General features: G+C 43.8%; 11 protein-coding genes. 8 read left to right on the plus strand and 3 right to left on the minus strand.

The genetic code is table 11. The annotated features are described in order from the left end of the window. Together accB and accC are read left to right on the plus strand one after the other, a co-directional pair. Entirely contained in the window at positions 1-483 is a 483-nt protein-coding gene (gene accB, locus GVN16_RS05210; protein WP_166562791.1) for an acetyl-CoA carboxylase biotin carboxyl carrier protein, read from the plus strand. 48 nt (positions 484-531) lie between these two features. Further along, positions 532-1,875, plus strand: a complete 1,344-nt coding sequence (gene accC / locus GVN16_RS05215) for an acetyl-CoA carboxylase biotin carboxylase subunit (protein WP_166562792.1) — start codon at positions 532-534, stop codon at positions 1,873-1,875. Between the two features lie 30 nt (positions 1,876-1,905). On the opposite strand, the gene GVN16_RS05220 is transcribed toward accC, so the two are convergent. Next, positions 1,906-2,418: a GtrA family protein gene (locus GVN16_RS05220; RefSeq protein WP_166562793.1), complete on the minus strand. Its 513-nt coding sequence runs from the start codon at positions 2,416-2,418 to the stop codon at positions 1,906-1,908. A 238-nt stretch (positions 2,419-2,656) separates the two neighbouring features. Between GVN16_RS05220 and GVN16_RS05225 the strand changes: the two genes are divergently transcribed. After that, entirely contained in the window at positions 2,657-4,939 is a 2,283-nt protein-coding gene (locus GVN16_RS05225; protein WP_166562794.1) for a UvrD-helicase domain-containing protein, read from the plus strand. Positions 4,940-4,942: 3 nt separating this feature from the next. On the opposite strand, the gene GVN16_RS05230 is transcribed toward GVN16_RS05225, so the two are convergent. Further along, positions 4,943-5,662 (minus strand): pyridoxine 5'-phosphate synthase, encoded by a 720-nt coding sequence (locus GVN16_RS05230; RefSeq protein ID WP_166562795.1) that lies wholly within the window; start codon positions 5,660-5,662, stop codon positions 4,943-4,945. A 99-nt stretch (positions 5,663-5,761) separates the two neighbouring features. Here GVN16_RS05230 and GVN16_RS05235 point away from each other — a divergent pair, with 99 nt between their 5' ends. The 5 genes from GVN16_RS05235 (at position 5,762) to GVN16_RS05255 (ending at position 9,994) form a co-directional block, all read left to right on the plus strand. After that, the gene (locus GVN16_RS05235; protein ID WP_166562796.1) at positions 5,762-6,211 is read left to right on the plus strand and encodes a GatB/YqeY domain-containing protein; all 450 of its coding nucleotides are present in this window, start codon (positions 5,762-5,764) and stop codon (positions 6,209-6,211) included. A 4-nt stretch (positions 6,212-6,215) separates the two neighbouring features. Further along, positions 6,216-6,755, plus strand: coding sequence for a CvpA family protein (locus tag GVN16_RS05240; protein WP_166562797.1), 540 nt, complete (start codon positions 6,216-6,218; stop codon positions 6,753-6,755). Positions 6,756-6,791: 36 nt separating this feature from the next. Further along, positions 6,792-9,086, plus strand: coding sequence for a family 20 glycosylhydrolase (locus tag GVN16_RS05245; protein WP_166562798.1), 2,295 nt, complete (start codon positions 6,792-6,794; stop codon positions 9,084-9,086). Positions 9,087-9,090: 4 nt separating this feature from the next. Beyond that, entirely contained in the window at positions 9,091-9,693 is a 603-nt protein-coding gene (locus GVN16_RS05250) for a trimeric intracellular cation channel family protein (RefSeq protein ID WP_205748787.1), read from the plus strand. Positions 9,694-9,784: 91 nt separating this feature from the next. Beyond that, a complete protein-coding gene (locus GVN16_RS05255) occupies positions 9,785-9,994 on the plus strand; it encodes a hypothetical protein (RefSeq protein WP_166562799.1) in 210 nt (69 codons plus the stop codon). Positions 9,995-10,025: 31 nt separating this feature from the next. Here the strand turns inward: GVN16_RS05255 and pbpC are convergent, their stop codons facing one another. Then, positions 10,026-12,350: a penicillin-binding protein 1C gene (gene pbpC, locus GVN16_RS05260; protein ID WP_166562800.1), complete on the minus strand. Its 2,325-nt coding sequence runs from the start codon at positions 12,348-12,350 to the stop codon at positions 10,026-10,028. Positions 12,351-12,352 lie beyond the last annotated feature (2 nt).

Here is a 12,352-nt window from a genome sequence, read left to right on the forward strand (position 1 = left end):
ATGGATACTAGAGAAATTCAGAAATTAATCGATTTTATCTCCAAATCAGACCTTAACGAGGTTAATATTGAAACTGCGGAGTTAAAACTTCAGATCAAAAGAAATCACACGGCTTCAGTTCAGTACACCAGTATTCCTCTTGAAGCTCCGGTATATCATCAAAGACCTGCTGAAGCTCCTGCTGCTTCATCTGCTCCGGCTGAAGCTCCTGCCCAGCCTGTTCAAAAAGAAACGGCTTCAAACCTTATCGAAATCAAATCTCCGATGATCGGTACATTCTACAGATCTGCCGGACCGGGTAAGCCGAATTTCACTGAAGTAGGTGATGAGGTGAAATCAGGTAAGGTCATCTGTATCATTGAAGCTATGAAGCTGTTCAATGAGATCGAATCTGAAATTTCAGGTAAAATTGTTAAAATATTAGTTGAAGATGCCACTCCGGTTGAATTCGACCAACCATTATTCCTTGTAGATCCTTCTTGATAAAGCAGGATTTTTATTCTTATAATAAACACATAAAGGAAGAATGTTATGTTTAAAAAAATACTAATTGCAAACCGTGGTGAGATTGCCCTGAGAATCATCAGGACCTGCAGAGAAATGGGCATTAAAACTGTGGCCGTTTATTCTACAGCTGATAAAGAAAGTTTGCACGTCCGTTTTGCAGATGAAGCCGTTTGTATCGGTCCTCCCTCAAGCAAACAATCTTATCTGAATATTCCAAGCATTATTTCGGCAGCCGAAATCACGAATGCTGATGCGATACACCCTGGCTATGGTTTTTTATCTGAAAATGCCGAGTTTTCGAGAATCTGTGAAGATTACGGTATCAAATTCATCGGGGCTTCTGCCGAGCAGATCAACCAGATGGGCGATAAAGCCACTGCCAAAGCTACAATGATCAAAGCCGGTGTGCCTGTTATTCCAGGTTCCAAAGGCCTTTTATCTTCTGTGGAAGAAGGTATCAAAATAGCCAATCAGATAGGTTACCCTGTCATCATCAAAGCAACCGCCGGTGGTGGTGGCAGAGGGATGAGGATCATCAGGGAAGATGCTGAGTTTCAGAAAATGTGGGACGATGCCAAAATGGAATCAGGTGCTGCCTTCGGAAACGATGGCCTTTACCTCGAAAAATTTGTAGAAGAACCACGTCACATCGAAATTCAGATCGTAGGTGATCAGTTCGGTAAGGTATGTCACCTCTCTGAGAGAGACTGCTCTATCCAGAGACGTCACCAGAAGCTGGTGGAAGAAACGCCTTCACCGGTAGTGAGCCCTGAATTGAGAGAAAGAATGGGGCAGGCGGCTATTGCCGGTGCTGCAGCCATTAAATACGAAGGAGCCGGAACCGTCGAGTTCCTGGTAGATAAAAACGGGGATTTTTATTTCATGGAAATGAATACCCGTATCCAGGTAGAGCACCCGATTACTGAAGAAGTAACCGACTTTGACCTGATCAAAGAACAAATCAAAGTAGCTGCCGGTATTCCGATTTCCGGTCAGAACTATACTCCGAAAATGTTCTCCATGGAATGTCGTATTAATGCAGAAGATCCTAAAAACGGTTTCAGACCATCACCGGGAACCATCACCCAGATGCACCTTCCGGGTGGACACGGTGTTCGTGTGGATAGCCATGTTTATGCAGGATATACCATTCCTCCTAATTATGATTCAATGATTGCCAAACTGATCGTTACGGCAAGAAGCAGAGAGGAAGTCATCGTCAGGATGAAAAGAGCCCTGCAGGAGTTTTTCATCCAGGGAGTTAAAACCACGATTCCATTCCACCTTAAACTGATGGAGGATGAGCAATTCAGATCCGGCAAGTTTACTACTGCGTTTCTCGATACTTTTGATTTCAGTGATCTATAAAAAAAACCGGAGCGTTAAGCTCCGGTTTTTTTATGCCTCTTTATCCTGATCTGCCCTGCTGAAAAATCTCGTTAAAAACCTGTTAAATAAATCCGTCTTCTTAAACGTGAAGGTTTTGTGTGAAACGTAATTAAACACAAAACTGGCCCCCATCCCGAAAAAGTGGGAAAAAAGCTTAAAAGTATCTATCTCTTTATCGGAAACATAAAAAGGAATGGTGTCCATTCCGGTAATCTTCTGTAAACTAAGCAGGCAAATCCCTGATCCATAAACAGTTATAAGGCCTGAAAACAGGGAAACAATAATGTATTTTAAAATCCTGTTCCTGATTTTCCCGTTATTATCAGACGTAAAAGAATATCTGTTAATCAGGAAGAAAGTAGTGAGGAACGCAATGAAATAACCCAGTCCGATAGAACTTATATATGTCAGGTTAAACATTTTCTGTGAAGCAGAACTCACAACAAGCTGTGTACCAACCCCTATCAGAGCAACAAAAAAATAAGATATCAGACTCTTATCTACCTTAAAATTAATCTTCATACAAATAAAAACGGCCTTTCTGACAATAGGTTGATAGTGCAGACAAGAAAGAACACTTTATGGTTAAATAATAAAAGACACAAATCTAAAAAATAAATAAAGCATATCCTATCCAAGTATCTGTCTCTCAGATATTTTTTTATTTTGCGGAGCTCTCCTGTCTATAGTAATACTCAATTTGCCACGGTACTTTAGGGAAGGTTTTTTATCTTTGTATAAATTTTAAAACAGTTTTCGTGTGAATCAATACTTATCAGAACTTAACCCACCACAATTAGAAGCAGTCACTCATAAAGAGGGTCCTTTGATGATCATCGCAGGTGCCGGTTCGGGGAAAACCCGTGTACTAACCTACAGAATAGCCTGGCTGATCAGCCAGGGTGTTGATCCGTTTAATATTCTTTCCCTGACTTTTACCAATAAGGCAGCAGAAGAAATGAGACACCGTATCGAAAAAGTAATCGGTAGCGAAGCCCGCAATCTGTGGATGGGGACTTTTCACTCGGTATTTGCCAAAATACTGAGGATTGAAGGCACCAGGTTGGGATACAGTGCCAATTTCTCGATTTACGACACCGACGACAGCAAGTCCCTGCTGAAATCCATCATCAAGGAATTCGCTCTCGACGATAAAACATACCGCCCGAACTACGTCCTTAACCGTATTTCGAGTGCCAAAAACGCCCTGATTTCGCATCAGGCTTATGCAGAAAATGACATTTTCCTGGAAGAAGACAGAGCGGCACAAATGCCCGAAATCTCCAGGATATACCGTACCTATGCCATGCGTTGCTTTCAGGCCAATGCCATGGATTTTGATGATTTGCTGTTCAATACCAACGTGTTGTTCCGTGATCACCTGGACGTACTGAACAAATACCAGCACAAATTCAAACACGTGATGGTGGATGAGTTCCAGGATACCAACCTTTCACAGTACCTGATCACCCGCAAGCTGTCTGCTGTAAGCCAGAACATCTGTGTCGTAGGTGACGATGCCCAGAGTATTTATGCTTTCCGCGGAGCCAACATCCAGAACATCCTTAATTTCAGAAAAGATTATCCCGATCTGAAAGTTGTTAAACTGGAGCAGAATTACCGGTCGACCCAGAATATCGTGAATGCGGCCAACTCGCTGATCCAGAAAAACAAAAATCAACTCGAAAAAAATGTATTTTCAGAAAATGAAGAAGGTGATAAAATTGAAGTCATCAGGGCTATTTCTGATAATGAAGAAGGCAGAATCATTGCCAATAATATATTTGAAGGCAAAATAAGAGATGGGTTCAACAACTCCGATTATGCCATTCTGTACAGGACCAACGCTCAATCCAGGGCGTTTGAAGAAGCCCTGAGAAAGCTCAATATCAAATACCGTATCATCGGCGGCTTGTCTTTCTATCAGAGAAAAGAAATCAAAGACCTCCTCGCCTACTTACGTTTTACAGTGAACCAGCAGGACGAAGAAGCGTTCAAACGCATCATCAACCTGCCTAAAAGAGGCATCGGTGACCAGACAGTAGCGAAAATCATTGTGACGGCCTCAGAGCAAAACACCAGCATCTGGGATATTGTCAGTAATATCAAGTTCTATTTTGACGGGCGGGCTTCTACTGCGATAGAAACCTTTGCGATCATGATCAAAAGCTATGGTATCTTACTGGACGAAGGGAAAGATGCCTATGAAGCCGCCATGCACATCGCCAAAACTTCAGGGATACTTCACGAACTTTATATCGATAAAACGATCGAGGGTATGGCCCGTCACGAAAACGTGCAGGAACTACTCAACTCTATCAAGCAGTTTGTTGATAACGATGAAAATGAAGATAAAACCCTCTCCTCTTTTCTGCAGACAGTTTCGCTGCTGACCAACGCTGACCAGGATGAAGACGGTGACCCTGAAAAAGTTACGATGATGACCATTCACGGAGCTAAAGGACTGGAATTCAAGCATGTATATGTAGTAGGTATGGAAGAAAACCTGTTCCCATCGCAGATGATGCTTAAAAACAGGGCTGACCTGGAAGAAGAACGCAGGCTTTTTTATGTGGCCATCACCAGAGCAGAGAAAAAACTATCACTGAGCTATGCCGAGTCACGATACAATTGGGGAAAACTCAGCTATTGTGAACCGAGCCGTTTCCTGGAAGAAATTGAAGCAAAATATCTTTCTGTTTCATCACCAAAGGTAAGGCCAACAGCAGAAAGGGCAGAACCTTCATTTACCGAGAGAAAGCCACCTGTGGGTATTCCGACATCCAAAAGCCAGGTACTTTCCAACCTCAAACCGGTAAGTGCAGCCAAACCAGTACAGGCCCATGTGCCAAGTGATGACTTCAAACCGAGCGACACGGCAAACCTGGCGGAAGGAAATAAAGTAGAACATCCTAAGTTCGGTTTCGGGACGGTCACCAAAATTGACCCGAACGGAAACACTACCAAAGCAACGATTATCTTTGATAACGAAGGTGAAAAGACATTGCTTCTGAGTTTTGCCAAGCTAAGAATCCTGGAGTAAAGCTTAGTCTTCCAGTTGTCTGAGATACATCTGGATGGTATTTTCCAGGCCAAAGTAAAGGGCGTCAGAAATCAGGGCATGGCCGATGGATACTTCCAGCAGTCCCGGAATATTCTTTTTGAAGTATTTCAGGTTTTCAAGACTGAGATCATGTCCGGCGTTGATTCCCAGGCCAACTTTATTGGCCATCTCAGCAGCTTTAATAAAGTTTTCAATAGCCGCTTCAGGATTTTCCGGGTAATCTTTGGCATAGGCTTCTGTGTACAATTCTATGCGATCAGTACCGGTTTCAGCCGCCGCTTCTACCATTTCTTCGACAGGATCTACAAAAATGGAAACCCTGATCCCTTCTTTTTTAAACACCGAAACGAGTTCCTGAAGCTGGGTTTTATTGCGGATGGTATCCCATCCGGCGTTGGAAGTGATGGCCCCTAAAGCATCCGGAACGAGTGTTACCTGCTCAGGCCTGGTAGCCAAAACCACCTCGATAAACCTGCCTTCTGTAGGATTTCCTTCTATATTAAATTCTGTAGTTACTATTTTCTTCAGGTCGAAAACGTCCTGGTATCTGATGTGCCTCTCGTCGGGTCTCGGGTGAATAGTAATGCCCTGTGCTCCGAAACGTTCGCAATCTATGGCGGTTTTAACCAAATCCGGCATATTGCCTCCACGTGAATTACGTAAAGTCGCAATTTTATTGATATTGACCGATAATTTTGTCATTTTTGCATTTTGATTTAGATCCAAAAATACAAAGCAAACCCCATTGTTTGCTTGCTTTTCAGGAGCTAATTTTTCCATCTTTAACAAATCACAATCATCATGTCGTTAAAAACACAAATAGATGCAGACATCAAGGCTGCTATGCTGGCAAAAGATTCAGTCAGATTACTGGCTCTGAGAGATATTAAAAAAGGTATATTACTGGAAGAAACAAAAAGCGGAGGGACAGGTGAACTGACAGAAGCGGATGAAATGAAAATCCTTCAAAAAGCGGTAAAACAGCGTAAAGATTCTGCTGAAATTTATAAAACCCAAAACCGTGAAGATCTCCTGGTAAAGGAAGAAGCCGAAATCGCCGTTATTGAAGCTTATCTGCCAAAGGCCATGTCTGAATACGAACTGAAGGCCGCTTTACAGGAAATCATTGCCAAAGTTGGTGCCAGTGCCCCTTCTGATATGGGTAAGGTGATGGGCGTAGCTACCAAAGAACTCGCCGGAAAAACAGACGGAAAAGCGATCTCGGCCATGGTGAAACAACTGCTGGCCTGAAACTATGGCCACCATTGATATTTTGCTGCTATTGCCGATCGTTTTCGGGGCTTTTAAAGGCTATCAGAAAGGACTTCTGATAGAGATCATCGGTATTCTGGCTTTTATCATTGCTATAGTGCTCGGCTTCAAATTTCTTGGATTCGGAATAGATGTACTGGAAAAATTATTGGGAACAGAGCTGACAGGAAGCTTATCGCCTTACCTTAGTTTTATCCTGATATTTTTTCCTACCATATTCCTGATCAATAAAATGGGCTGGATGATGCGTAAATCGTTGAAGTACACGCTTTTCGGAACTCTGGACGGATTTCTCGGGGCCATCCTCGGAAGCCTCATGTGGCTTTTCGGGGTAAGTCTCCTGCTTTGGATCATCTCCAAAACCGGCATTCCCCTACCCGAAAAATGGTTTACTGATGCAGACTTCTACCCTTTTATTAAAGATTTCGCTCCGAACATCATTTCCAAAGTTTCAGACATGATCCCTGTGGGAGGCAACCTCGTGGAGCAACTCAAAGAAATAAAGAATAGTCTTGAAAATTAACCGGACCTGACATTGAAAACAACAAAATTTCTGATAATGAAAAAACTCATTCTTGCCTTTTTTCTTCTCTCCTTTTACGCCAACGCACAGAATACCTATCCGGTCATTCCTAAGCCAAACAGCCTGGTAGAAGGAAAAGGAAAATTCAGCATAACGCCTAAAACAAAGATTGTGGTCAGTACCAATGCTCCTGAAACCATGAAAGTGGCTGAGCAACTGGCCCAGAGGATCCAGATCGTGACCGGAAATTTACCGGAAATCACTTCACAGAAAACGCCGAACAGCATTAGTTTTGAAGACGCCCCGGCACTTGGTCCGGAAGCTTATGAATTCGTGGCCTCTCCTGCTTCAGTAATTATCAAAGCCTCCACGGCTAAAGGCCATTTTTACGGATTCCAGACTTTGCTTCAGTTGCTGCCACCTTCTGTTTACAGCTCAAGCCTGCAGCCGGCGGTTAAACTGGCGGTGCCTGAATGTGTTATCAAAGACGAGCCGAGATTCGGCTACAGAGGCATGATGCTGGATCTGGGAAGACATTATTTCCCGGTGAGCTTTATCAAAAAATATATCGATCTGATTGCGATGCATAAACTGAATACCTTTCATATGCACCTTACGGACGACCAGGGTTGGAGAATTGAGATCAAAAAATACCCGAAGCTGACTGAAATAGGTTCAAAAAGAAAAGAATCTATGGCCGGGCACTACCGTGACCAGAAATGGGACGGTATTCCTCATGAGGGGTTTTATACCCAGGACGAAATCAGGGACATTGTTAAATATGCCGAATCTAAATTTGTTACGGCTATTCCCGAAATAGAACTTCCGGGACATGCCCAGGCGGCCCTGGCAGCCTATCCTGAATTAGGATGCGAAAACAAAAAATACGAAGTGAGCACCCTCTGGGGGGTAAGCGACCAGGTTTTCTGTCCGAATGAACAGACTTTTGAATTCCTTCAGAACGTATTGACGGAGGTTATGGAATTGTTCCCTTCCAAATACATCCATATCGGTGGTGATGAATGTCCGAAAACCGCCTGGAAAAACTCTGAATTTTGTCAGCAGCTTATGAAAAAAGAAGGTTTGAAAGACGAGCATGAACTGCAAAGTTATTTCATCAGGAGAATCGACAAATTTGTCACTTCAAAAGGACGCAAGATCATAGGCTGGGACGAAATCCTGGAAGGAGGAATTTCTCCCAATGCCACCATCATGTCATGGAGAGGTATTGAAGGTGGAATCGATGCGGCTAAGCAAGGCCACGATGCCATCATGACCCCTACCAGCAATCTTTACCTGGATTACTACCAGTCCAACCCATTGACAGAACCGATAGCAATCGGGGGATATCTGACTATCGAAAAAGTGTACGGCTACGAGCCGGTTCCGGCTGCCCTTACCAAAGAGCAGGCAAAACACATCCTGGGTACTCAGGCCAATCTCTGGACGGAATACATTGCTACTCCCGAGCACGCTGAGTACATGGCCTTCCCAAGGGCCTCCGCATTGGCTGAAGTAGCCTGGACCAAAGCAGAACTTAAGGATTATAAAAACTTTGCTTTGCGTCTTAAAACCCATTTTGAGAGGTTAAAGCACCTGGGGGTTAATTATGCCAGAAGTTATTATGACATCACAGCATCTACCTTGAAAGATGCCAAAGGATTTCCGGTCGTCAAACTGGAAAACATTGACAAAGATGTCATCATCAGGTACACACTGGACGGTACAGAACCTAATGCACAATCACTGGCTTTTGACCCGGCAAAAAACATCCCGATCAATGCAGACATGCTGATCAGTTCGGCAGCGTTTTCCAAAACCGGAGATCAGCTGGGCAAAGTTCTGACGAAACAGTTTGTGGTATCGCTTTCTACCGGCAAAACCTACACCCTTGCCAGTGAACCACAAGGTTACACCGGAGGTGAAAAATATGCCCTTACAAATGCCATTGTCGGAGATCTGAGCAACTCTTCTTCATGGGTTGGTTTTAACGGAAAAGACCTGGATGCAGTGATCGATCTCGGACAAAGAACACTGATCAACAGAATCGGTGTAGCTTTCCAGAGAGCCAGTGCTTCGTGGATCATGCTGCCAAGATATGTGGAGATATTTGTTTCTGATGATGGCAAGACTTTCAAAAGTGTCAAGAGAATCGAAATGGATACATCTGATAAGCCGGAGTACATTGTACAGCAACTGAACATTGCACTTGGCACTCAGAACGCCAGGTATATCAAGGTTTTTGCAAAAAATTATGGTAAACTGGCCGACAGTCACCCGGGACACGGTAATCCTGCCTGGCTTTTTGTGGATGAAATCTCAGTAAAATAAAATTATGGAACTGATCTATTGGATGGACATTCTGGGCGTTCTGGTCTTTGCGATCAGCGGAACAATGATTGGTATCGAGCGTCAGCTGGACATTTTCGGTGCCTCTGTCATTGCTTTTGCCACCGCAGTGGGAGGTGGAACCCTCAGGGATGTACTGATAGGCAGCACACCTGTAGGCTGGATGAAAGATCCGGCCTACATTTATGTGATTATCCTGGGCATTTTCCTGGCTTTATTGTTCAAGAGAGAGTTCTCTATGCTCTCCAAAACCATCTTTCTGTTTGATACCATCGGACTGGGGCTTTACAGCATCATCGGGCTTAAAAAAGCCCTTCTGTTCGGCATGTCGCCCATGGTAGCAGTTATTATGGGGACAGTCTCGGCCGTTTTCGGCGGCGTACTCAGAGATATTCTCACTAACCGTGTACCGCTCATCTTCCGTAAAGAGATATACGCCATCCTCTGCATCATCGGCGGCATCGTTTTCCTGATCCTGAACAAGTTTTTTGACCACGACATCATCAACACCTACCTCACCATGGGCCTCGTCATTTTTATGCGGATACTGGTGGTGGTAAAGAAATGGTCTTTGCCGAAGATTTCGTGAGATCAGATACCTTTGAAAACTAAATAATTCCTTTGCTATCCAATAAAATTTCATGGTTATACGTTCTGAATAAAATCAAAATATAACCCATATGAAATACTTATTTCTCACAGCACTTACATTTTTCCTGTTTTCCTGCGGCCATTCAGGCACATTCCTTTCTCCCAAAACCGAAGACCCGCAGAAACAACAAACCTCGGTAATCACGAATATTAATGGCACCCCGATATCCCCAGACTGGAAAGCGGATTTTTCTTTTGAGACGGATAGGAAGGGTGAGATTGTTTTGTTGTATAAATAAGAAAAATTTATCAGGTCCGGGATATAAATTATCAAAACGTCTTCACCTCAAAACTCACCGACACGCTCTTTCCACGCTTATCGGTGCAGGTTACGGTGTTTTTGCCGATGTCAGGTTTAATGAACAGACTTTGGGACATTGTACGTTTTCCAAGATATCGGTTATTGTGATACCAGATAATTTCTTCGTCTGTATTACCTGCAGCTGCCTTCAATTCCAGTTCTTCATTACCTTGAACAAAATAACTCCCGCCATTTCTGGGTGAGGTAATCGCCAGTTCACCCGACCGACTCATCAGCTGACAGGCCGGATTGTGAGGCGGTATGCGTACATAAGGCAGGCCGTTATTCTGCAGAAACTCCAGGTATTTCGGAGGATAATATGGATACTTTTCAAGAATCGCTGCTGAACGGTCAAGACAGGCATTGCAATACGAGAATGTACCTGCAGGATTCACCCATACGGATTGCAGATGGTTGCATTTCTTTTTGTAATGTACTTTGTCTATGAATTCATCATACTGGATGGTTTCACAAAAACTGTTTCGGGGCAGACCCGTCAGTGAACATACTTCTTTGATCATCAGGCTTCTGGGCATCTTATACCATGCGGCAGGCTTCTGATCAATCTGGTTAAACAAAGAGAATAATAAAGGTGTGGCCACCTCCGCCCCGCTCAGTTGCGGCACTCCGGTGCCCTTGAAATTACCCAGCCATACCCCAACCGTATAATTCGGATTATAGCCGATTGCCCACGCATCCCTTTTGCCGAATGAGGTTCCGGTCTTCCAGGCTATTTTCGGAAGTTTATAAGTAAATTCAAAGTTATTCGGGAAGTCAGGTCGTTGAATACCACTTAATATGTTCGAAATAATGTAAGCCGCTGAAGAGTCCATCAAAGCCTGGGACTTTTTTGAAGATTGATTACGGTAAAAAACCGGCTCACGAAGATTTCCATAATTGGCTAACGCAGCATACAACTTCACCAGTTCCTCCATCTTCACCCCGCATCCGCCCAGTATCATCGAAAGTCCGAGCTTGTCTTCATTAGCTTTTACACTGGAAAACCCTGCTCTTTTCAAATCATCAATGTATTTTTTCACGCCATATTCCTGCAGAAGACTGACTGCAGGGATATTAAGAGACAACTGCAGGGCATCTCTCATACTTATTTGTCCCTGGTAAGTGTCCGTGAAATTTTTAGGGGTGTAGCCGTCAAAGTCAGACGGAACATCATATAAAATGGTTTTAGAACTCAGCAGCCCTTTCTGGACCGCAAGGCCATAAAGAAAAGGCTTAAGTGTACTTCCGGGTGAGCGAACCGCCTGAATCCCGTCCACCTGCCCGCCGTCAGGATTGTCAGCATATCCGGCTGAGCCGCAATAAGCCACTACTTCCATCGTCCGGTTATCTACCACCATTGCCATGGCATTCTGAAGCCCCAGGGACTTCAGTTTATTTAAGTAGGAAGTAACAGACTCCTGAACAAACTGCTGCAGCCCAAGGTTAATGGGAGTTTGGATATACGGCGATGCATCGTCTGACTTCAGACGGTTACAAAAATGGGGAGCAAGCCTCGGAAGGGCTGTCCTTTTTATGATGACCTGCTCACTCCTGGCAATTTTCGTTTCCTTTTCCGTGAAAATGCCTTTCCTTGCGTAAAAATTCAACCATCGCAGGTTATATTTTGCCAGTTCGGGTGTATTCCTGGCAGATTTTAAAAGCTGAGGGTGGTTAGGAACAACACTCAGCAAAGTGGCTTCCGCCGGTGATAGCCTCGAGGGGTGTTTCTGAAGATACAACAAAGAAGCCGTCTTGATCCCTTCAATGTTTGATCCGTAAGGAATCAGGTTCAGATACATCTCTAAAATCTCCCGCTTCGAGAAATGCAGTTCCAGTTGTATTGCCCTGAGTACTTCGGCCGCTTTTGCCGCATAAGTCCTTTTCTTAGGCTGAAGCATCCTTACCACCTGCATCGTAATGGTAGAAGCTCCGACAGGCTTTTTTTCAGATATTACATTGTTAAAAACGGCCTTGACGACTGATACCAGGTTTACACCGGGATGATAATAAAAATATTTATCTTCCTTATTGACAATGGCCTTCAGAAAATAGGGAGAAACCTCATCCCGTGTGGTTTTGATACGCCATATATCATCCTTATTAAGATACGCCGATAAAATCTGTCCGTCTTTGTCAAGCACAACGGTTGAATAAGAGGCCGGAGTTAACGGCGGAAAAGCAAGGTCTGCGATAATCAAAAACAGCAAAAAAACCGAAAATGCATAAACATACTTCTTCTTCACACGGTGTTTCCACAGCGTTTTCAACTTATTAATCACTGTATTAAGTCCCATTC

It is taken from the genome of Emticicia sp. CRIBPO, assembly GCF_009905725.1.
In the GTDB taxonomy this organism is placed as follows: Bacteria; Bacteroidota; Bacteroidia; order Cytophagales; family Spirosomataceae; genus Leadbetterella.

Bases quoted from the DNA above. Each gene is read 5' to 3' on its own strand.
- accB (WP_166562791.1), top strand. From the start codon at position 1: ATGGATACTAGAGAAATTCAGAAATTAATCGATTTTATCTCCAAATCA.
- accC (WP_166562792.1), top strand. From the start codon at position 532: ATGTTTAAAAAAATACTAATTGCAAACCGTGGTGAGATTGCCCTGAGA.
- GVN16_RS05220 (WP_166562793.1), bottom strand. From the start codon at position 2,418: ATGAAGATTAATTTTAAGGTAGATAAGAGTCTGATATCTTATTTTTTT.
- GVN16_RS05230 (WP_166562795.1), bottom strand. From the start codon at position 5,662: ATGACAAAATTATCGGTCAATATCAATAAAATTGCGACTTTACGTAAT.
- GVN16_RS05235 (WP_166562796.1), top strand. From the start codon at position 5,762: ATGTCGTTAAAAACACAAATAGATGCAGACATCAAGGCTGCTATGCTG.
- GVN16_RS05240 (WP_166562797.1), top strand. From the start codon at position 6,216: ATGGCCACCATTGATATTTTGCTGCTATTGCCGATCGTTTTCGGGGCT.
- GVN16_RS05245 (WP_166562798.1), top strand. From the start codon at position 6,792: ATGAAAAAACTCATTCTTGCCTTTTTTCTTCTCTCCTTTTACGCCAAC.
- GVN16_RS05250 (WP_205748787.1), top strand. From the start codon at position 9,091: ATGGAACTGATCTATTGGATGGACATTCTGGGCGTTCTGGTCTTTGCG.
- GVN16_RS05255 (WP_166562799.1), top strand. From the start codon at position 9,785: ATGAAATACTTATTTCTCACAGCACTTACATTTTTCCTGTTTTCCTGC.
- pbpC (WP_166562800.1), bottom strand. From the start codon at position 12,350: ATGGGACTTAATACAGTGATTAATAAGTTGAAAACGCTGTGGAAACAC.